Annotated in this window: 21 protein-coding genes and 1 tRNA gene; 18 read left to right on the top strand and 4 right to left on the bottom strand. The window is 36.5% G+C overall.

All coding sequences use genetic code 11. The features are described from left to right. The first annotated feature begins 8 nt into the window (after window positions 1–8). Entirely contained in the window at window positions 9–629 is a 621-nt protein-coding gene (gene kynB, locus ACOI1C_RS09410; protein ID WP_422510229.1) for an arylformamidase, read from the top strand. Between the two features lie 118 nt (window positions 630–747). On the opposite strand, the gene ACOI1C_RS09405 is transcribed toward kynB, so the two are convergent. Continuing rightward, on the bottom strand, window positions 748–969 hold the full coding sequence (locus ACOI1C_RS09405) for an IDEAL domain-containing protein (RefSeq protein WP_422510227.1): 222 nt from the start codon (window positions 967–969) through the stop codon (window positions 748–750). Window positions 970–1,127: 158 nt separating this feature from the next. Here ACOI1C_RS09405 and ACOI1C_RS09400 point away from each other — a divergent pair, with 158 nt between their 5' ends. The 11 genes from ACOI1C_RS09400 to ACOI1C_RS09350 all read left to right on the top strand — a co-directional run bounded on the left by ACOI1C_RS09400 (window position 1,128) and on the right by ACOI1C_RS09350 (window position 11,775). Further along, window positions 1,128–1,448: an OsmC family protein gene (locus tag ACOI1C_RS09400; RefSeq protein ID WP_422510225.1), complete on the top strand. Its 321-nt coding sequence runs from the start codon at window positions 1,128–1,130 to the stop codon at window positions 1,446–1,448. A gap of 289 nt (window positions 1,449–1,737) precedes the next feature. Continuing rightward, window positions 1,738–2,193, top strand: coding sequence for an SRPBCC family protein (locus tag ACOI1C_RS09395; protein WP_422510223.1), 456 nt, complete (start codon window positions 1,738–1,740; stop codon window positions 2,191–2,193). Window positions 2,194–2,415: 222 nt separating this feature from the next. Beyond that, a complete protein-coding gene (locus ACOI1C_RS09390; RefSeq protein WP_422510221.1) occupies window positions 2,416–3,660 on the top strand; it encodes a sialidase in 1,245 nt (414 codons plus the stop codon). 116 nt (window positions 3,661–3,776) lie between these two features. Then, entirely contained in the window at window positions 3,777–3,914 is a 138-nt protein-coding gene (locus ACOI1C_RS09385; RefSeq protein WP_422510219.1) for an RAxF-45 family protein, read from the top strand. 161 nt (window positions 3,915–4,075) lie between these two features. Beyond that, on the top strand, window positions 4,076–5,980 hold the full coding sequence (abc-f, locus tag ACOI1C_RS09380; protein WP_422510218.1) for a ribosomal protection-like ABC-F family protein: 1,905 nt from the start codon (window positions 4,076–4,078) through the stop codon (window positions 5,978–5,980). Window positions 5,981–6,057: 77 nt separating this feature from the next. After that, window positions 6,058–6,140: transfer RNA gene (locus tag ACOI1C_RS09375), tRNA-OTHER, on the top strand. A gap of 167 nt (window positions 6,141–6,307) precedes the next feature. Continuing rightward, window positions 6,308–7,561: an ATP-binding protein gene (locus ACOI1C_RS09370; protein WP_422510216.1), complete on the top strand. Its 1,254-nt coding sequence runs from the start codon at window positions 6,308–6,310 to the stop codon at window positions 7,559–7,561. A gap of 824 nt (window positions 7,562–8,385) precedes the next feature. Beyond that, on the top strand, window positions 8,386–9,708 hold the full coding sequence (locus ACOI1C_RS09365) for an MFS transporter (protein ID WP_422510214.1): 1,323 nt from the start codon (window positions 8,386–8,388) through the stop codon (window positions 9,706–9,708). A gap of 182 nt (window positions 9,709–9,890) precedes the next feature. Then, window positions 9,891–10,031, top strand: coding sequence for a hypothetical protein (locus ACOI1C_RS09360; protein WP_422510212.1), 141 nt, complete (start codon window positions 9,891–9,893; stop codon window positions 10,029–10,031). Between the two features lie 25 nt (window positions 10,032–10,056). Further along, entirely contained in the window at window positions 10,057–10,707 is a 651-nt protein-coding gene (locus ACOI1C_RS09355; protein ID WP_422510210.1) for a glycoside hydrolase domain-containing protein, read from the top strand. A gap of 159 nt (window positions 10,708–10,866) precedes the next feature. After that, complete coding sequence (locus ACOI1C_RS09350) at window positions 10,867–11,775, top strand: chemotaxis protein (protein ID WP_422510208.1); 909 nt, start codon at window positions 10,867–10,869, stop codon at window positions 11,773–11,775. 266 nt (window positions 11,776–12,041) lie between these two features. On the opposite strand, the gene ACOI1C_RS09345 is transcribed toward ACOI1C_RS09350, so the two are convergent. Beyond that, complete coding sequence (locus ACOI1C_RS09345) at window positions 12,042–12,509, bottom strand: YkyB family protein (protein ID WP_422510206.1); 468 nt, start codon at window positions 12,507–12,509, stop codon at window positions 12,042–12,044. 111 nt (window positions 12,510–12,620) lie between these two features. Then, window positions 12,621–13,115 (bottom strand): L,D-transpeptidase family protein, encoded by a 495-nt coding sequence (locus tag ACOI1C_RS09340; protein WP_422510204.1) that lies wholly within the window; start codon window positions 13,113–13,115, stop codon window positions 12,621–12,623. 370 nt (window positions 13,116–13,485) lie between these two features. On the opposite strand from ACOI1C_RS09340, the gene ACOI1C_RS09335 reads away from it, so the two are divergent. Next, the gene (locus ACOI1C_RS09335; protein ID WP_422510202.1) at window positions 13,486–15,024 is read left to right on the top strand and encodes an exopolyphosphatase; all 1,539 of its coding nucleotides are present in this window, start codon (window positions 13,486–13,488) and stop codon (window positions 15,022–15,024) included. Window positions 15,025–15,130: 106 nt separating this feature from the next. After that, window positions 15,131–17,242, top strand: a complete 2,112-nt coding sequence (locus ACOI1C_RS09330) for an RNA degradosome polyphosphate kinase (RefSeq protein WP_422510200.1) — start codon at window positions 15,131–15,133, stop codon at window positions 17,240–17,242. Between the two features lie 93 nt (window positions 17,243–17,335). On the opposite strand, the gene ACOI1C_RS09325 is transcribed toward ACOI1C_RS09330, so the two are convergent. After that, on the bottom strand, window positions 17,336–17,554 hold the full coding sequence (locus ACOI1C_RS09325) for a penicillin-binding protein (protein ID WP_422510198.1): 219 nt from the start codon (window positions 17,552–17,554) through the stop codon (window positions 17,336–17,338). A 96-nt stretch (window positions 17,555–17,650) separates the two neighbouring features. Here ACOI1C_RS09325 and ACOI1C_RS09320 point away from each other — a divergent pair, with 96 nt between their 5' ends. The 4 genes from ACOI1C_RS09320 (at window position 17,651) to ACOI1C_RS09305 (ending at window position 22,199) form a co-directional block, all read left to right on the top strand. Next, a complete protein-coding gene (locus ACOI1C_RS09320) occupies window positions 17,651–18,046 on the top strand; it encodes a fluoride efflux transporter FluC (RefSeq protein ID WP_422510196.1) in 396 nt (131 codons plus the stop codon). Next, window positions 18,043–18,417: a fluoride efflux transporter FluC gene (locus ACOI1C_RS09315; protein ID WP_422510194.1), complete on the top strand. Its 375-nt coding sequence runs from the start codon at window positions 18,043–18,045 to the stop codon at window positions 18,415–18,417. The genes ACOI1C_RS09320 and ACOI1C_RS09315 overlap by 4 nt, the downstream gene beginning before the upstream one ends. A gap of 174 nt (window positions 18,418–18,591) precedes the next feature. After that, on the top strand, window positions 18,592–19,044 hold the full coding sequence (locus ACOI1C_RS09310; RefSeq protein ID WP_422510192.1) for a MarR family winged helix-turn-helix transcriptional regulator: 453 nt from the start codon (window positions 18,592–18,594) through the stop codon (window positions 19,042–19,044). A gap of 2 nt (window positions 19,045–19,046) precedes the next feature. Then, complete coding sequence (locus ACOI1C_RS09305; RefSeq protein ID WP_422510190.1) at window positions 19,047–22,199, top strand: MMPL family transporter; 3,153 nt, start codon at window positions 19,047–19,049, stop codon at window positions 22,197–22,199. Window positions 22,200–22,207: the final 8 nt, after the last annotated feature.

Raw genomic sequence — 22,207 nt, 5'->3', positions numbered from 1 at the left:
GTTTTCAGATGAACTGGATTGATATTTCTCAAACGTTGCATTCTAAAACGGCTGTCTGGCCGGGAGATACACCTTTTACCTTCTCACTAAATTGGTCAAAACAAGAAACCGGATCAGTAAATGTTGGGAAAATTGAAATGAGCACACACACTGGTACGCACATCGACGCTCCTTTTCATTTTGACAACGAAGGGAAAAAGGTTTTAGATTTAGACCTCACCCGTTACATCGGAAGAGCCATCTTGTTAGATGTTTCAAATCGTTCATGTATTAAGGTTGAGGATATTGAAAATGCTAGTTTAGAAGATTGTAAGATTGTTTTATTAAAGACCATGTCTTGGAAGGACCGAAGTTTATTTCCTGAAAACATCACTTATATTGAGATGGGAGTAGCAGAAAATTTATCCAAAAGAGGAGTAAAGCTTATTGGAGTAGACGTGCCATCCGTTGATCCACTTGACAGTAAGCAGTTAATCGCACACCATGAGCTTGCATTTCATGATATCCACATTCTTGAAGGACTTGTTTTAGATGAAGTTCAAGAGGGTCTTTACGAGCTTATTGCCTTACCTTTACCGATCAAAGACGCGGATGCAAGTCCAGTTCGTGCTGTGATTAGGGAAATTTGATTGAATAGGTCATTTAATAATATAATTCTTAAATATATAGTGCTTTGAACCGAAAAAATCCCGTCTTAAAATAGACGGGATTTTTCTATTACAATACAATTATATTTTAATCCAAGAATTAGTTCAAAAGGTTGCTATATTGTTTTGAAAGCTCCATAAAGGACTCTCTATCGCCTCGAATTAATGCTTCATCAATTTTGTTCATGAGTCTTCGTTGGTTATGCATGGTAAGGGATTCATCTAGAAACAGCTGTGCGGCAAGAGAATACTCTGTTAAATCTTCAGTTGAAGTTGTCAACAATACAAGTTCCTTTTTTGGCTTTTCATCATAGTGTTTCATCTTAATTCCTCCTCTGCCTTTTTACTATTATCGGTCGAATTCGTGATAATGTAAAGTTATTTTTAGAAAATTTAGAAAAATTTATATATAGTATATATTACCACGAACGAATGGACTTTAAACCTAAAGGTGAATAGTAAGGTTGAGGTGATTGGAAAATGTCAAAAAAGATTAATTACGTAGCAAGAAGTAAAGCAATTGGGATTTCAACAAAGATTGAGGCAAAGGGGCATAACTATTATTTAGATGAACCAACTTCTGTAGGTGGAGAAAATAAGGGGCCAACTCCGCTTCATGCTTTATTGGGAGCCCTAGCAAGCTGTGAAAGTATTACAGCTTTTGCGGCTGCTAAGGTCATGAATATTCAAGTGGATGAACTAACATTCGATATAAACGGAGAGCTTGATCCTAGAGGCATGAAAGGTGACAAAGAAGTAAAGACCTATTTTGAAAAGAGATTCTGCCTATATACAAATTAAAGAAAATGGAGGGTTAGCCTTTGGCCTATCAAAGGATCAAAATGGTATTTGGAGGATTAACTGGCTGCCGATGCAATAAGACTTGACCTTTTTACATCCATACCACCTTTGGAGCAAGCTCTATTTCATGAGTATCAACCGGCCTATTTTATAGCTGATTATCACGCTTTAACATAAATTCATCACGCAGAAGAATATAGACACCTTTCATATGGAGTTGCTGCGAGATGATTGGCTTTAGGGCTTAATCCTAATAAAGCAATCTTCTACGTTTAAAGGAGGTCTAGAGATGCCTGTCATTGTTCATCAAGTATATATAAAGGCTTCGATAAATAGATGCTTTAATTTTGCTAGGAACCTAGACATCCACACGAAAACAACAGCGAAGACGAAAGAGAAAGCAGTAGGTGGAGTGACTAGGGGATTGTTGGTTCTGAGTGATGTTGTTACTTGGGAAGCGGTTCATTTTGGTATCAAACAGAGACTAACAGCTGAAATTGCTGAGATGGACAATCCTAATAAATTCGTAGATGTTATGGTAAAAGGAGCATTTCATTCCTTTACCCATAAACATTCGTTTAGAGAAGAAAATCAAGGAACCCTTATGACAGAGGAATTCAATTTTCAGTCACCCTTCGGAATGATGAGAACTATTGCTTATACATTGTTTTTAGAAGAGTATATGAGGGGCTTTATTATTTCCCGTGCGAACGAATTGAAGAAAATAGCAGAGAATAGGAGTTAGTTGAAGTTTTTTCTTTTTCCTTCTCAATAGAATTACACGTATGAGTTGAGTTCACTGTTAACCCAGTGGGCTTTTTCTATTTTAGTAGCCTTTTGATAAAGAAAATCTCTAATTCTACAAACTGGTACAGAAAAATATGCAATAAAAAAGAGTCCTTGCACATAAGGTGTTAATGAAGATGAAAATAAACGGTCTTAATCCGAATAGGGGGTAATAAAATAGATGAATTATTCACCTCATACTTATACATCGACTCAAGGATATGAACAGCAGTCAACCTATTTTCCTGGTCAACAAGAATTTTTACATTTTTATCATCAAGCCTCGTCACGGGAACCAAATGATGAATTAAGACGAGTCTGGAATGCGAGTAAAGGTGAATTGAAAAGTTTGGCGGATACTCTATTGGAATTCAATGTAAACCGGGGCATCTCCAAATATCTATTTCAGTTAGTCATTGATTTTGTTCGTGCGAATGCTAACACTGTACAAGGATCAGTTAATCAAAAAACGAATCAATTATACCGGAAATTTAGTACTCAGTTCGTTTGGATAGTACCCTTTTTAGGGGCATATGGTGTGCCTGAAAATGTAGTGGAGCGAGTAATAAAGGGTGTTATTCGATTAACATTAGAAAATCTTGATTTTGAACCTGAACAGGAATGGAGTAATTGGGAGTCTCTGGGTGGGTATTTAACTAGTGGTCCAACGGCTGCATCATGGCAAAAAAATAGACTCGATTTATTTGCAAGAGGAAGAGGTCAAAGCCTTTATCATACGTATTGGGACGGATCGAATTGGAGTGACTGGGAAAGTTTAGGTGGTTCACTCACTTCATCCCCATCTGCCGTATCATGGGGACGAAATCGAATTGATGTATTTGGTAGAGGAGAAGACCAGGCTCTTTACCATAAATATTGGAATGGATCAAATTGGAGTGAGTGGGAGAACTTAGGTGGCCAACTAACTTCCTCACCAGCTGTAGCATCATGGGCAGAGAATCGACTGGATGTCTTTGCAAGAGGAGCCAATAGAAGACTGTATCATAAGTTTTGGAATGGACAGAGATGGAGCGGGTGGGAAGAATTAGGTGGAACATTAACTTCAGCGCCTGCTGCCATTTCATGGGGACCTAACCGGATTGATGTGTTTGCTAGAGGTGAAAACCGAACCTTAATCCATAAGTATTGGAACGGTAGCAACTGGAGTGAGTGGGAGAACTTAGGTGGGGCATTAACATCAAGTCCAACAGCAGCCTCTTGGGGACCAAATCGTATTGATGTATTCGCAAAAGGAGATAAGGATCAGCTCGTTTATAAATTTTGGGATGGATCCAGCTGGAGTGAGTGGGAGAACTTAGCCGGAACTCTTTCATCAGAACCAGCAGCTGTTTCTTGGAGCAAGGGAAGAATCGATGTGTTTGCAAAAGGACAAAATCAGCAATTAATTCATAGATGGAAAGAATAAATAGCTGAGGTCACCTTGAAGTGGTGGCCTTTTTTTCATTTTGGAAAAAAGAGGCTTGAATTATAATTCAGAAATATCGTATAATATATATAATTATTAAAAGGAGGTGTTGAGAGATGTTTAACAAGGTTGCGGTTCGTACACAATTGTTTAAATTAAATGACAGTTGTCGTGCAATTACATTTGCGATTTTTATCAAAGGGGGAAGTCTGTCTTTTTTTAACAATCGCATAGTAGCAACCAACATCTCTTAACCCGAGCGGATCCGAGTAATCATTGGGAAAGAGGTGCCCTAGGGCATCTTTTTTGTTGTCTTTTTTATGGCAAAACCAAGTAGTTACATAGCTTTTTTACCGTGGGGAAGAATTCCCTACGGTTTTTTATATGGAAAAATAATAATAACGGAGTGATATAGTTGATTATTTGTGCAGTTTCTTCAATTGAAAAAGGCTATGGAGGTACAAAGATTTTTGAATCTTTATCTTTTGACATACAGGTTGGGCAAAGAATTGGACTTGTTGGACCTAATGGAACGGGGAAGACAACGATTTTAAAGTTAATTTCAGGTGTTGAGGACTTGGACGGAGGAGCGATTCATCGGAAGAAGGGATTGGCAGTAGGTTATTTGTCTCAAATACCGAGCTATGAAAAGCAAGTAACAGGTCATGAAGTCCTTCTTCAAGCATTTGAGCCGTTAGTGTTAAAAGGGAGTAGGATGAAGATTTTAGAAGGTAAGATGACAGATTCATCAACAGAACCAGATGTATTGGATAAAGTTCTAGATGAATATGGACAAATTCAAGAGGAATTTACACGTCTTGGAGGGTATGAAATGGATTCTACGTTGATGAGTGTTGTCAATGGATTAGGAATTGAATTACTATTAGGACAGCCTTTTGACCTCATGAGTGGAGGAGAGAAGACAAAAATTTGTTTAGGTCTCATACTACTAAAAAAGCCTGATTTGCTTTTACTTGATGAACCTACAAATCACTTAGATGTAGACGCAATTGAGTGGCTAGAAGAGTATATTCAGACAGAGAGCTTGACAACATTAATTGTATCTCATGATCGATATTTTTTGGATCAAGTTGTAACACATATTTATGATTTAGATGATGGTGAAGTAGTAGGTTACAATTTTAATTATTCAGGGTTTGTAAAAGAAAAAGAGAAGAGGTTGTTAGACCAATTTGCAGCCTATCAGGAACAACAAAAAAAGATCAAGAAAATAAAAGAAGCCATTAGACGATTAAGGCAATGGGCAAATGAAGGCAATCCTCCAAATGAAAAATTTTATCGAAGAGCAAAAAGTATGGAGAAGGCGCTAAATAGAATGGAGAAAATCAAGCGGCCTATTTTAGAGAGAAGAAAGATGGGACTTGAACTAGATACTTCAGATCGGAGTGGAAAGGACGTCTTTGTTTACGAGCAAGTTTCTCAGTGCTTTGGTAGTAAAGATTTAATGAAGGATTTTTCATTTACCCTTCAACATAAAGAACGCGTTGCTATCGTTGGGAAAAATGGAACAGGAAAATCAACGCTACTAAAAATGGTTCTCGGAGAGCTACAGCCTTCATCAGGAAAAGTTAGAGTAGGAAGTAACGTCAAGATTGGCTATTTGTCGCAGCATATTTTTGAATCTGTGGATAATCAGTTGGTTATTGATGCTTTTCGAGATCAGGTGCCTGTAACAGAAGGGGACGCAAGACAAATTTTGGCTCGTTTTTTATTTTATGGTCCTGCAGTTTATAAAAAGATTACGAACCTTAGTGGTGGAGAGAGAATGAGGCTTCGTCTTGCTCAATTAATGCATCAGGATATTAATGTTCTAATCCTAGATGAGCCAACGAACCATTTAGATATTGATTCGAGAGAAGTGTTAGAGGAAACACTTCAGGATTTTGAAGGATCCATACTTTGTGTGTCACATGACCGTTATTTTTTGAATAAGTTATTTGTTAAAACTCTTTGGCTTGAAGATTTGATTATCACTACGTATTTAGGTAGCTACGATGAGGCAAAACAGAAACGAAGTCAGCATAAATTAAATGTGAGTAAAGAAAGGGATAAACAAAAGGAAAAAACAATTGACCAACCAAAAAAGAGTATTCATGTAGATAGAAAAACGGAGAAAGAGATGGATGAAATTGAAAAGAGACTTGAAGAATTGGAAAGTACTAAGTCTAATTTTGAACAGATGATGATGGAAGAACAAGAACTTAGTAAATTACAGCTTTTGCAAGTAGAATTTGAGGAAGTTCAACGAAAGATTGAAATCCTTTATGAAGAGTTAGAAGGACATCTAGAACTGGGATGATTAATAGAGTAGTGGAGATTTAATTTCTCCACTTTTTTTTGTATAAATTCTAATTCAGGTGGAAATTCTAATGTTATGGACTTGTAGCTCAATGGAAGAGCGGCTAGTAGTTACATGCTAATTGCTGTGCATGTAGTGGGTTCAATTCCCATCAAGTCCTCCCCTACCCATCCTCTTGCAAACATTCAGCCCTTTTCTCACTAATGATTTTTTGTGATTTTCCCAAACTGATCTATTTAGAATGGAACAACTCTAAATCTTATTTGAAGATCAAATATATGATGATAGAATAGGAATATTGAACTAAAAAGATAAGGTAGGCACCTCATGTTCTCGTTGATAAAACCATTAGTTGTCAATATTACGATTTTGTTTTCATTAACTTTTAATGCTAATTTATTTTTTCCATTCCGTGAAGGAATTCCATTCCGTTTAAAGCAGAAACTTATCTATGGACTTATCAGTTCGTTTGCGGGAATTTTATGTATGATGTATCCGATTGAAACATTAGGCGAAACGAATTTTGACTTGCGGATGATTATGATACTTATGGCAACGTTATACGGTGGATTAATACCCGGTTTAATTTGTACTTTATCCATCATATTAATAAGGGGATTTTTCATTGGCGGTAGCTACACATATATCGGCATTTTAGTATGTGTTCTCGCCTTTGTAATAGCCTACTTATTTAGGAATTTCTTTTTGAGATCGGATCGAAGGTTTTTTTACTCGCTTTTTATCTTATTTTTGTATTTACTTTCCTACATAGTTGTTATCTATGTTTCAGTTGATCATCTTAATATAAATTTTTACTTAATCTACTTCAGCTCGTTTTCAATTACATACTTAGCACTAGTCATTGTTATCGAGAGGATGATTTCATCCAATCACATTTTAGATGAAACTGTTTATTTAGATAAATTAGCTACAGTTAGTCAAATGGCAGCCTCATTTGCACACGAGGTTAGAAACCCACTCACAACGGTCCGTGGTTTCATTCAATTTTTGGTAAAAGATACGAAGGATGAAAAACTTAGGCAGTATTCTCCTTTAATTATAGAAGAGCTTGATCGAACAAATAAAATAATTACAAATTATTTAACGCTGGCCAAGCCAGACGCTTTTGAGCTTGAAGAGGTAGACTTAGAAACGGTGTTATTTGACACGGTTGACTTGCTTCGTCCATTAGCCTCCTACCAAGGTGTTAGTCTCTCTTTTTTTAATGAAGGTACCCATAGGGTATATGTGGATAAGAGTCATTTAAAGCAATCTATCAAGAATCTTGTGAAAAATGGTATAGAAGCAATTGACGAAGGAGGATTTGTCAAAGTTTCTAAACGGGATGGTGATAGAAGGAGGACTGTACAAATCATCATAGAGGACAATGGGAAAGGTATGACAACTGAGGAATTAGAGAAGGTTGGACTGCCCTATTATACAACAAAGACGAAGGGAACTGGCTTAGGCAGTATGATCTCAAATCGCCTGATCCGTGAAATGAATGGGACTTTACACTATTTCAGTGAAGTAAACACAGGAACAAAAGTAATGATTACCTTACCGATAAAAACGAAATAAACAGGGAAACGTTTACCTTTTGACAAATATAAGTAGTTATTCTCCAAGTTGAAAGGGTGAGTTTTTTTGAAATCGACTGATAAAATTATACAAGAGCATGTTGGATTTCTAAAGTGGGCCAAATCGCTACATAAGATGACAGAGGAAGAATGAGTAAAACCAATTGCAGACGGTAAATGGACATCAGGAGAAATACTTTCCTACTTGTTGAGCTGGGATTAATTTATCATTAGCTTGCAGACTCCAATTGTTCAAGGTGGTGATTTACTCAAGCCTTTTCCACCTATCGAAGAGGTAAATGAACGAGCTGCTCAATACGCTAGGGAATCAGTAACTAAAGAAGAGCTGATTTGAGAATTTGTTACTGTGAGAGAAGAATACATCAAACAGCTAGAATTAATCAATCAGGAAGATTTAACAATCTCCTTTAAGACTAGTGACCATCACTTCTCTAACCTGTCACTTCTCGAAGATTTCATGGGATATGATCGACATCACCTGAAACAAATACAGTTTGTTAAAGATAACACCTTAAAACCCCTCTAAAAATATAGAGGGTTTTATTTTTTTTGTCTTAGTATATTCTTAAATTTCTCGTCCTTGGGTTATCAGGAGTCTTCCCTTAATATGGATCCAAAGAATCTTCTTATGCGATAAAAAACGAGGTCATTACTTTATCGATTTAAAGCAATGGGGGCCTGGCCCCCGGTGCTTTAGAGTGGTATAGAGTAAAAACTTTGTAAATATGATGTAAATGAAGAGGTTTAGAGAGGGGAGAGTCGTATTTAATAAGGTGAGATTTGTTTAAGAAAGGTGTGAGACGAATGAGTCAGCAAAAGGATAATGTTGCGTATCCTTCGCAGCGAAGTACAATGGCATTATATTTATCTTTACCCGTTTTATCATGGGCGTTTTATGATTTTGCTAACACGATTTTTTCATCTAATATTACAACGATTTTTTTCCCGTTTTATTTACAGGAGGTAATAGGAAATAATGAGGTTTTAAACCAAATAGCTAGTACATTCATTACGTATGCCAATGCAATAGCCAGTTTTTTCCTGGTTCTATTCTCACCTTTATTTGGTGTATTAATTGATCGGACAAACCAAAAGAAAAGATTTCTTGTCCCTTTTGCCCTTATATCAATTGCAGCAACAATATTAATGGGTGTGTTCGCTTCAATCAACTCAGAACAAATGATTTTCGGCTTACCTTTAGGTCTTGTGCTCGTTCTTATATCATTTGTCGTGGCGAAATTTTTCTTTAATTCAAGTCTTGTTTTCTACGACACGATGATAACTGATTTAGGAAAAGATCGGGAAATACCGTTAATTTCTGGTTTTGGGGTAGCGGTTGGATATTTAGGAACACTCGTCGGATTAGCTGTTTATCCTTTCGTTGGTGATAGCGGGTTTCACGAGGCGTTTATTCCAACAGGTATTCTTTATTTACTTTTCTCCTTACCTTTGTTTTTCCTACTTAAAGATACACCTCGAAAAGCGGTGGTTGAAAAGAAAAGTTTTTTAAGTGGTTATGGTGAAATCATTGCAACTTTTAAGGAAATGCGTGAGTATAAATCCATATTTCTATTTATGATCGCATATTTTTTCTTTAATGATGCGATTGCAACAGCTATTGCGGTAATGGCGATCTATGCTAAGGCAGTTGTTGGCTTTACGACTGCTATGTTTATATTGCTTTATTTAGTATCTACGGTTTCAAGTATTATTGGATCTTTCGCATTTGGATATATCACAAGAAGTATCGGTGCTAAGAAGGCAATAACAATTGTAGCATCTATACTAATCATCGCCTTAGTTATTGCGGCCGTTGCAACGTCTCAAGGGCTGTTTTGGATATCAGGTAGTTTATATGGTGTATCCATGGGAGCGATGTGGGTAACATCACGAACTCTCATTGTAGAATTGACACCAAAAGAGAAATTAGGTCAATTCTTTGGATTATTTGCTTTCTCAGGTAAGGTCTCATCTATCATTGGACCACTGATCTACGGAACAATTACTCTCGTATTAGCTGAACAGGGCAATCTAGCAAGTCGAATTGCCTTGTCATCTTTAATCATTCTTGTCATTATAGGTCTAATCTTTCACTTACGAGTTCCGTATAAAAAACCAGGTGCATAAAAAGAGGCCACTGAAAAAGTAGTTATTATCGAAAAATAGCTATTTTAGGGAGTATATGTTGATTGGAACGGATGTGCTAGTTTTCCTTTTTTCATGGGGAGAACTCTTATAGAGTCTGTTCAAAAAGGAGGACAAAAAGAGCAAAGAAGTTCGAGGAAGCGAAGTCTTGAGCACCGGAGCGTATGTTTTGTATACGTGAGGAGCGGAGAGACGAGCTGACGAAGAAATTTGAAGCTATTTTTGCCGGACTTTTTGAACACCCTCTTATATCAAATTATAAAACAATCATTATCCAAGCCTTCTCCTACATATACATGAACTAGTCTGTGAAGAAGGATGTGGAGGATAATGGCCCGAAAAGTATGGGGAGTTGATTCTGCGGCAAAAGTAACTGAAACTATATATTCATGTGTAGTATCTAATTACGGAAGCCCAAAGTATTGGGGGCGTTACTTAGCGGATGTTCCTAACGTATCAGATGGCTTAACAAAGGAAGAAATCTCGTTCATCCGATCTAAGGGTATGAAGGTCTTACCTATTTATAACGTGTTCTCTGAAGCTGTAGGATATGACAAAGGTCAAATTGCTGCGAGAAATGCTGTCTACCATGCAAAGAGATTAGGAATTCCAAAAGATATCGCTTTGTTTGCTAACGTGGAAAATTTTTTTACTGTTGATAGTGATTGGATTAGAGGTTGGGCTGAGAGCTTGCTTCCTACAGGATATCGCTCTGGAATATACCATGATCCGGTAAAAGGGAATTTCCAAGATGCATACTGTAAGGCCGTTCAAGAAAATAATCAAGTTGCTGTTCAAACGATTTTATGGAGTGCAGAACCCGAGATTGGTGTGACGAAAGAACGAACAGCTCCAAAATATAATCCTGTAAGTCCGGAGTGTCAGTCAAATGTTTGGTTATGGCAATATGGGCGTGATTCAACAATTTGCCCGATTGATACGAATTTAGCTGATGAGAGAGTCCTCAAATACTTATATTAGAAAATAAACCTGCGATTTTTTAGCAGGTTTATTTTCTTGAAAGGACCTCAAAAAGTACGAAACTAAATAAATGGAACAAATTTATAGTTCAAGCATGCAAGAACCCTTTAAAATGTCGATAAACATAGTGAGAAGGTTTTGAAAGGATGCGCTAAACTTATGGAAAATAAACACAAAGGAATTCTACTCGAAACAGGGACAAATGAACTAGAAATAGTTGAATTCACGATAGGTGAAAATCGATTTGGTATTAATGTGATAAAAGTTAAAGAAATAATTAATCCAGCAACAATTACAAAGATACCCGGGGCACACCCTTTTATTGAAGGAATCATTGAAATTAGAGGTGAAGTCTTACCTGTAGTTAGTATTGCTAAAGCATTAGGACTTCCCGATTCCACATCGCCTGCACAAGATCGATTTATCGTGGCTGAATTTAATAAATCAAAAATGATTTTCCATGTGCATACAGTAACGCAAATTCACAGAGTTTCATGGGATAAAATTGAAAAACCAAGTGAAATGTATCAAGGAATTGAAAGTAAAATTATAGGCGTTGTTAAGCGAGAAAATGGAATGATCCTATTACTAGACTTTGAAAGTATAGTAGTAGAAATCAATCCTTCCACTGGTATAACGAAAGATCAAATATTAAAGCTCGGACACCGTGAACGTTCAAATAAACGAGTTCTTATTGCTGAGGATTCTCCGCTTCTTCGAAAGCTAATACAAGATACGCTTGGTGCTGCTGGGTACACAAACTTAGAATTTTTCGAAAATGGGAAAGATGCGTTAACTTATTTTGAAAGTGTCATTGCAGATGGTAAATTGATACAAGATGAAGTGAAAATTCTCATTACTGATATTGAGATGCCACAAATGGACGGGCACTATTTAACAAAGCGTATAAAGGAAGACTCTCAATTATCCATCATTCCAGTCATTATTTTCTCTTCCCTTATCACAGAAGACCTCCGTCACAAAGGGCAAAAGGTTGGTGCAAATGCCCAAGTAAGTAAACCGGAAATTGCAGAATTAGTTCAACTAATCGACCAACTCATTCTGTAGGTGGCTAAAAGTAGGATTGACTTTAGTAGTCTGTGAGAGTTTTTGTAGAACCTGAATGTGGCCATTCAGGTGGGTAGAAGGTGGAGTTTATTCGAGGAAGGGCGGCCACAGCACGAAAACAAAAAAAACTGAAGACCCATAAACCCGAACTAAAAACCGGTAAAAATAAGGGATGAAAAAAAGAGCAACAAAAGGCTTACGACTTTTGTTGCTCTTTTTGCTGATTATTATTACAATTTAATCCTAATGAAGGCTCAAGTTTGGTGCTATCGGTAGCTTTCTCCTAGACGTTTGAAAACTGGTTTTTGGTATTTTCTATTTCCTGGTTTTTCTTGAGGTTTTTGTGTTGAAGGTAGCGCACCTACATAATTTTGGAGTACCTCTTTTGCTTGAGATAATGACATATTTGCTTTTGGATTACGATAAGTTTGATTTAAGGAACCTAAGTGTGGAAGATGTTCGAAGTCTTCTTTTGATGGAGGCAAATGAAAAAAATAATCGCCTGCTGAAACAAGGACATCGGACTGTTGTTTACTATTTTTAGGGTTTCTGGAGAAATGCAAACCAACCTTCTTTGCCTTTCCTTCTTGAACCAATTTTTCTAATGCTTTGCGCTTTAGCAAGTATAAAAATTTAGGATCTGGTGCTGTCTTAGCATGTCGATTTACTGAAAAGATCGCATGGGTAAGGTTGCAAATTGTTTGTTCGATTGGTGTTTTATTAGTATCGTCCATTGCATGTTCTCCTTTCTTTTATCCTATAATAGCTTATTTTTGCAAAATTGCCAAATTTTTTATTGGAAAGACCTATTTAAACGAGAAAACGGCTGAAGTAGCTACTTAGGATCATGGCCTAATGTATACCGCCGTTCCATTTGATACTGTATTGGCCAACTCGAGAACATCAAGGTTATACATACGAATACATCCTGCTGAGACAGCTTTTCCAACGGATCTAGGATTATTAGTACCGTGTATTCCATAATGTATTTTAGATAAACTTAACCACATAGATCCATAAGGACCACCTGGATTGGGTTCACGATTAACAATAACAAAATCACCAACAGGGGTTTGTCTTAGTATCTTCCCGACTGCAATCGGATAAACCTTTGTTAAATTGTAATTTTTGTAGAGGGATAAGGTTCTTTTTGATAAAGAAACCCAGATGGAGTAAGGGATGGTTTCAGGAGAAGGTATACCTGGTATCGTGATTGGCTGTCCTGTGTAAAGAAGGTTTGGATTTTGTAAATTATTTGCATTAATAAGGGTTGCAACAGAGGTACGGTAGTTTAAAGCTATAATGGCTAGTGTTTCACCTGTTTTTACAAAGTGAATCATATAAAATACCCCCTTAACATGTCATAAAATAAGGCACTTTTATAAAATATTGTTTATTTATAGGAATTTTGTAAAATACTCCCTTCGATAAATAAGTTCATTGGAACGGATATGCGAGACTTCTGCGAAGGTCAGCGGGACAGGTGAGACTCAACGTTTGGCGCTGTGCGCTGAGGATGATCACTGCCCGTCCCGGGGAATGGTGCATCTCCTCGCTGCAATCAACCACTTATCTATTGGGTAAATAGCAACAATGTTTAACGAAAACAGCTGAAAAAAAGAATGCTCTTATATTAAAATAAAACCTACTGTATTATAATGAAATTTAATGAAAAAGATGTGAAAAACTTTGATAAAAAAAGGATCGTGAATGAGATTGAATCAAAAAGTAGGAATTATTGACGTTGGATCAAACTCAATGCGCCTTGTTATTTATAAAAAAGATAAAGGATTACGATATAAGGAACTTGAAAATATTAAAACGGTGGCCCGGTTACGAAATTATCTTAATGAAGATAAAGTATTAGACGATGAAGGAATCAACAAGCTGATTGAAACACTTAAAAGCTTTCAACAAATCACCCAATACCATAGACTGGAGCAAATTAAATGTGTTGCGACTGCTACGATTCGTCAAGCCGTTAATCAGGACATTATTGTACAAAAGGTCAAAGAATCTACCGATTTTGACATGATTGTTTTGTCTGAGTATGAAGAATCCTTCTACGGATACTTAGCCGTAGTAAATTCTACTCCGATTGAACACGGAATTACCATTGATATCGGTGGAGGCAGTACGGAGGTTACATTGTTTAAAAATCGGCAGCTCCTCAAGTATCATAGCTTTCCATTTGGAATCATCTCTTTAAAGAAACAATTTATTAAAGGTGAGGTTCCGACACAAGAGGAACTTGATCAATTACGAAACTATCTATCGGAGCAATTTACGAGTTTACCATGGCTTTCTGAGCAAATAAATATCCCAATTATAGGGATCGGTGGTAGTGCAAGGAATGTTGTACAAATAGATCAATCGATGAAAAACTACCCCTTAGCAGGACTGCATCAGTATGAGCTTAAACGAGAGGATTTAGGACTCGTTAAACAGTTTTTGATTCCATTATCCTTTACAGAGCTTCAAAGAGTTGAAGGTTTATCAAAAGACCGTGCCGATGTAATCTTACCTGCCTTAGAAGTGTTTGACGTCCTATTGCAAATTTGTCATGCATCTTGCTTCATCCTTAGCAAAAAGGGACTCCGTGAAGGAGTATTTTATGAGGAGCTAATGAAACCATATGCAACACCTATTTTTCCAGATGTCGTAGAAGAAAGCTTTCATGACTTAGCCCTAGATTTTGAAATTAATCATGACCAAGTTACTCATTTAAATAAAACAGTAACCTTCCTTTATAAGGAATTAATACAACAAAAGTGTGAATTACTAAATGATGAAGACTTATTTTACTTAAAAAAAGCAGCCTATGTTTTTAATATTGGTGAATATATAGATTCAGAATCAAGTAGTCAACATACCTTCTATCTATTAACAAATCGTACGATTGATGGTTTAATGCATCGTGAAAGACTATTGATTGCTTTACTAGCTTCTTATAAATCTAAGGAGTCATTTAAACAATTTATTACTCCATTTACGAATTGGTTTTCGAAGGATGAGCAAAGGAAGCTTCGACTTCTTGGAACGCTCCTAAAGTTTAGTCATAGTTTAAATGGGACAAAACGAGGTATTGTTAAGAGAATCGAAATTAACCATGATGGCCTAATAACGGTAATCCATTTGTACTGTGATCAGGATTGGAAGTCTGAGCAGTATCAAGCTGAAAAGCAAAAACGACCTTTAGAAAAGATTCTTAAAAGAACAGTCATATTGCAGTTTCACAAGTTAGTATAGATAGAGAAGAGCGCTCAGTAATTTTACAAAACTTTTACATTATCTTTGTTTCTAACTCACCTAAGATTGATACGATGAATGAGAGAACAAGTAAAGGAAGTGTATTATGGTAGTAAAGAATGAAGAAAGGCTTCAGTTAGAGAATCCAAAGTTCTATAATAACCGTGAATTAAGCTGGCTAGCTTTTAACAAACGAGTTTTGGAAGAGGCTATAGATATAAACAATCCTTTATTTGAAAGGTTAAATTTTCTCTCGATCTTCAGCTCCAATTTGGACGAGTTTTTTATGGTACGAGTTGCTGGGTTAAAAGATCAAGTCAAGGTCGGTTTTAAAAAACCTGAGAATAAAGCTGGACTTACTCCTAAAAATCAATTAAACAGAATATCAATTAAAACTCATGAACTTGTCCATCTTCAATACCAGTGCTTTAATAACCTATTAATAAAGCCTTTAGAGGATGAAGGTATTACTTTCACAGACATCGACAGCTTATCAACTAGCCAAAAAAGATACTTAGAAGAATTGTTTGATGATCAAATTTTTCCTGTCTTAACTCCGCTGGCTGTTGATGCCTATCGTCCATTTCCAATGCTGTTAAATAAAAGTTTGAATATTGCCGTTTTTTTAGAGGACGAAGAAGAAGTGGAAGAGAATCGAAATAAACTTGCGATCGTTCAAGTTCCATCTGTAATTGATCGGTTCATTGTCCTCCCTGGAGAGCAAGAATCTCACCATATTGTTTTGCTTGAGAATCTTATAAGCTATTTCATACATAAGCTTTTTAGAGGGTACAAAGTAAATACTCTGACCCACTTCAGAATTACAAGAAATGCAGATATGACGATCCATGAAGAAGGCGCTAGAGATTTGTTGAAGGAGATAGAAAAAGAATTAAAGAAGAGAAAATGGGGAACGGCAGTACGTTTAGAAGTAACTAAAGAAGGTCTTGATGAGAATATTTTATCCTATCTTTTAGATGTCTTAGAAATCCATGAAAAGGATGTCTACAAAATAGAAGGTCCTTTGGATTTATCATTTATGTTTAGCTTCACTCGGCATTTTGGAGCGATAAAAGAGCATTTGACGTTTCCTACACTGATACCACAACCACCTAAAGATTTAAACTCTGATGAAGATATATTTGAAAAGGTACTTGATCAAGATGTATTTCTCCATCATCCATATGAGTCGTTTGAACCGGTCCTTGATCTTGTTGAAGAAGCCGCAGAAAACCCAAATGTTTTAGCAATTAAACAAACATTGTATCGAGTCAGTGGGGATTCTCCTGTTATTGATGCCCTTAAGCGTGCAGCTGGAAACGGGAAACAAGTTACTGTTTTAGTTGAGCTAAAGGCCAGATTTGATGAAGAAAACAATGTTCAATGGGCGAAGGAATTAGAAAAAGCCGGCTGTCATGTTATTTATGGAATGACACAGTTAAAAACCCATAGTAAAATCACTCTTATCGTGAGTCAGAAAAACGGAAGAATTGAACGTTTTGTTCATCTTGGTACAGGTAATTATAATGATCAAACAGCAAAGATTTATACGGATATGGGGTTAATCACTTCAAAGCGGAAGTTTGGAATAGATGCAACTAACTTTTTTAATTATTTAAGTGGATATACAGAAATACCCGATTTCCACCATCTTTCCATTTCACCCTTTGATATGAAGAAGAAGTTTATTGAGCTCATACAACAGGAAATTCATCTTCAACAAAAATTTAATAATGGAAGAATTATTGCGAAAATGAATTCATTAACTGACAAAGCTTTAATAATGAAGTTTTATGAGGCCTCCAAGGCTGGAGTCAAAATCGACTTAATTGTGAGAGGTATTTGCTGTTTGCGTCCTGGAATTCCGGGAGTTAGTGATAATATTCGTGTAAGAAGTATTGTTGGAAGATTTTTAGAACATAGTCGAATCTATTATTTTTATCATAACGGTGAAGAACGAACCTACTTATCTTCAGCAGATATGATGACTAGAAATATGGAGAAGAGAGTAGAAATTTTATTTCCCATCTTCGAGGATTCGATAAAAAAGCGAATAGCTCATATCTTAGAAATTCAGCTATCCGATAATGTAAAGGCAAGAGTACAAGATCCGTTTGGTGATTACAGCTATGTTCAAAGAAGTGAGAATGAACCTGATCTTCATAGTCAAATGGTACTTTACGAACAAGCTTACCGTGTTCTTGAGGATGAGGAATAGCTACTCGGATTTTTTATTCTTACCAAAAAGAAGCCTAACTCTGTAGGCTTCTTTTTGGTATTTTTTTGGTTTTTCGTTCATTCTAACTTACTATTAATACTTTGGTCCGTAATACCCGCCGTAAGGATACCCTCCATAATAGGGACGTGGACGATAAAATGGTCTTGGTCTATATCCATATGGTCCGTAATATGGTCTAGGTCCATAACCTCCATATAAAAAAGGGCTAACTGCAAGACCTGCTAAAAAAGGTAAGAATGGGAATCGTTGATCGTGTTGTTGTTCGTATGATCTGTATTGTGGATAAATCATTCAAATTGCCTCCTTAACTTGAATTCGTTATATAATATGGTGATATGACTATTTTTGAGCATGTACGTTCATTTAATAGGAAGGCGGCAAAGAAAGATGGCTGGTTTAAAGAGTTTATATATTTCGGTTGGAGGATTTATTGGAGCAGGAATGAGGTACGGAATTGGAACTCTTTTCCCGGAAATTTTTTCGATTGCCGGAACGTTCATTGTAAATTTGCTTGGGTGTTTCCTAATAGGGTTTGTGTTTCATTGGTTAAAGAATAAAGGGTTCAAGGAAGAGCTGTGGCTTCTTTTAGGCACAGGTCTATGTGGTGGATTCACAACAATGTCTACCTTATCAAGTGAACTAGTACTGTTATTGCAGACAGGTCACCACCTAATCTTTGGATTTTATCTAATCGCAACATGGATATTGGGTTTAGTCTTTACTCTAGTGGGGATAAATTTGGCTACTAAATCATCTGCAATGAGAGGGGCTATAGATAAATGATTTGGCTCTATATATGTATCGGTGGGGTGATTGGCTCCTTAGGACGATATTGGTTTGCAGCGTTCCTAGCAAAGCAATTTCCAACATTGGAAAGCTATATACCAACTCTTTTTATAAATGGAATAGGGTCTTTTTTACTAGGGTTGATTTTGAATGTTACAGTCGGAATGAATGATAGCTTCTCGAGCCTCATACTTGGTGCAACTGTTGGTGTCATTGGCTCATTTACAACGTACTCAACCTTTTCTTTGGATTGTGTAAAATTACTACTAGATAAAAAATGGTTTAGATTCTTTCAATATTCCATTAGTACTTTTAGTTTAAGTATTTTTAGTTTTCTTATAGGCTATTATTTTTCGAAGATTATCTAAACTACCAGTTTCGAAAATATTTCTATTGTATCAGTTATCATCAATGATAACTGTTATTTTTTCGCCAATTCAAACATTATTCAGATTGACATGACAATGTCCACTGTATTATAGTAATCACTATGAATAGTTCATAGTGTGAACTAAGTGGTGAGTATTGAAGGGAAGTCAATTATGGAACAAGAAAAACTACATCAATTCATTCGCCGTTATGAGGAAATTTATTTTTTTGCCACTAGAAGAATCTCGTCCATTATTTCTGAGCAGGTATTAGATGATATGACGAGTGAGCAGTACATCGTACTCCGTTATTTAAAGAATTTTGGACCATGCAAGGCCTCTGAGCTTGCTGATATTTGTGATGTGAATCGAAGTGCTATAACTGGCAAAATAGATCGTCTTGTTAACAAAGGCTATGTGAATCGCACAAAAAGAGAAGATGACAGAAGATCCGTTTATTTGGAAACAACTGAAAAAGGCGATGAGGTCTATCAAAAGGGTGAGATTCAAATTCAGGAGTTTGTCAAGTCTTATTTAAAAGAGCTTACGGAAGAAGAATTAGAGCAATTCATTGGGATTTACGAAAAAATTGCTACGATTATTGAGAAAAAACATGGGGGTGCTTAAGGGTGCAATTAATTATGAAAGCAAGATGGTTTTTGTTAGTACTATGGGCAATTATTTTAGGATTGTTACTTGTTTATGCACCACCAATGGATGAACTTGTTCGTGATAAGGGTCAAATTTCAGTTCCTGAGGGGTACCGTTCTTCAATTGCTGATCAAATACTAGCAGAATCCTCTGATGGAAAAAATACTAGTACGGTAGCAGTCGTATTTCATGAAAAACAGTCGTTAACAACAGAACAAATTAGTGATATTAAGTCAACCATACAGGAATTAAATGACAAAAAAGTAGATCTGTCTATTTCAGAAATCACTACACATTTTAATAACGAGGAGCTAAGGGATCAACTCGTATCAGAAAACGGTCAAACTGTTCTCGCCTTATTAACGATACCACTTAATGGTGATTTAGAAATAGGCAAGATAAGAAGGGATTTACAAGAGACACTAGAATCGATAAGCTCAACTAACTTTTATATGACTAGCGGAGCATTTATTGATGAAGATGTTGTAGTTAGCTCACAAGAAGGATTACAGAAGACTGAGATTATAACGATTGTATTTATACTCGCGGTGCTTATTTTGGTTTTTAGATCAATTGTTACACCGCTAATTCCACTTGTAACGGTAGGGGTTACGTATGTTTCTAGTCAGGCAGTTGTAGCCTTTATGGTAGATATTTTTAATTTTCCTTTATCTAACTTCACGCAAATATTTCTAGTAGCCATATTATTTGGAATTGGAACCGATTATTGTATTTTACTACTTAGTCGATTTAAGGAAGAACTTTCTCATGGACATTCTGTTCATGACGCTGTTCAAATTACCTATAAAACAGCAGGTAGAACAGTCTTTTTTAGTGGATTAGCTGTTTTAATTGGCTTTGCATCAATTGGTTTTGCAACCTTTAAGCTCTATCAATCTGCTTCTGCGGTCGCAATCGGTGTAGCTGTACTTTTACTAGCATTATGGACAATTGTACCATTCTTTATGGTGACATTGGGAAAATATGTCTTTTGGCCATCCAAAGGTTCACTTCAGCATAAACAAAGTGTACTATGGGGAGCGGCAGGATCATTTTCGTTTAAACGTCCGCTTGTCAGCCTTTTACTTGTTGCAGCCATTATTCTACCTGCACTCGTGATGTATGATGGAAGCTTGTCGTTTAATGCCCTAGACGAAATGGGAGATGATTATGACTCAGTTAAAGCCTTCTCCATTATTTCAGAAAGCTTTGGTCCTGGTGAGTCATTACCAGCTAAGATCGTAATAAAATATGATAAATCAATGGATCATGAAAGTTTTATGCCTATATTTGAAAATATCTCACGCGAGGTAGCTGCATTACCTTCTGTGGCTAAGGTGAGAAGTATAACTAGACCATTAGGCGAAGAAATTCAAGAATTTTACGTATCCCATCAAGCTGAGCAGTTAGGTGAGGGCCTGGGTCAAGGAACAGATGGGGTTGATCAAATAAGTAGTGGCCTTCTTGAAGCGTCTGAGTCCTTAACCGAATCTAAGCCCCAGTTAGAGGATGCAACGAATGGTATTGATCAATTAGTACTTGGTACAAATGAGCTTAAACAAGGTGTAGGTGAGCTCCAGAATGGACTCATTCAAATCAATAATGGACTAAGGGAAGGTAGCGTCGGTATAGATGAGTTGAAAAAGGGACTAGATGAAGCTTTAAACTCGGCTACTTTGTTAACAGAAAATAGTGGAAATCTTTATAATGGCTATGTTCAACTTGAAAATGGATTAAAGCAGTTAAGCCCTAGTTATCAAAGAATTCAATCTTTAGTTGGTATTCAAGAAGATAAGTTAGAAGAAACAAGTGTCCTTTTTTCAAACATAGAAAGAAACTATGATATTGAAAACGATGAAGACTTTAACATACTTAAAGAACTAGTAGCAGGGGTGCAATCACATCTAGTTAGCATTAATCTAGATTTAATTGAATTAAACCGAAACCTTCTTGGTATCCAGACAAATTTGTTAGGGGTTAATGCAGGGTTTGCTCAAATAGTTCAAGGTCACTCACAGGTCAATGGAGGTCTTCAAGAGATTTTATTTGGAATTAATGAACTTCAAAAAGGTTTAGATCAGGCTGCAACAGGTCAGCAAAAGGTCATAAATGAACTACCTGGAGTGTCTTCTGGACTATCGAAGGTGGGAGATGGTCAAAGAGAGGTTGGCGAAGGTGTTCAGGCGCTTATCGACCAACTCGGAGTTCTATCTATGGGTCTTTCGGATGGTGCTAGCGGACTAGAAGAAGTATCTGGTGGTTTAGGAAGTGCTATTGAGTATTTAGGGGAATTAGGAAAAAGTCCCGATAAAGAAATTACTGGCTGGTATATGCCAGAAGAGGTACTAGAATCAGAAGATTTCGCCCAAGTACTAGATACGTATTTATCCAATGATCGGAAGGTAGCGACATTTGATGTCATCTTATCTTCCAATCCATACTCGAACGAAGCTCTAGAGCAAATGGATCTCATTGAATCCGCAGTAAAACGAGCAATATCAGGTACTCCATTAGAAAATTCTCGAATTGGTATTTCTGGTGTAACGAGTACGTATGCTGACCTTAATAATATTTCAAAAGCAGATTACTCAAGAACGGTGATTTTTATGCTGATTGGAATCGGGATTGTCTTAATCATTCTTTTACGTTCACTGATTATGCCAATCTATCTACTTGCTTCTCTAGTATTAACTTACTTTACAGCTTCGGGAATAAATGAAATCATTTTTGTCAATATCTTAGGATATCCAGGAATTAGCTGGGCAGTGCCGTTCTTCGGTTTTGTCATCTTAATGGCACTGGGTGTGGATTATTCCATTTTCTTAATGGATCGATTTAACGAGTATAAGGAGTTAACGGTGAAGGATGCTATGATTGAGGCAATGAAGAACATGGGAACTGTCATCTTTTCAGCGGCGATTATATTAGCTGGAACCTTTGCTGCTATGTATCCGTCTGGAGTGCTATCCTTATTGCAAATTGCTACTCTAGTATTAAGTGGACTAATCTTGTACGCACTTGTGTTTTTGCCGTTTTTCGTTCCTGTGATGGTAAAGGTTTTTGGAAAAGGAAATTGGTGGCCCTTTAATCGACAAGCCCATTTAGAAACTACAAAAGAATTGGATATGTAGCAAATCGA

The sequence above is a fragment of the Bacillus sp. DJP31 genome (genome assembly GCF_049310945.1).
In the GTDB taxonomy this organism is placed as follows: Bacteria; Bacillota; Bacilli; order Bacillales; family SA4; genus Bacillus_BS.
This window is presented reverse-complemented; position numbering and strand designations above follow the sequence as displayed.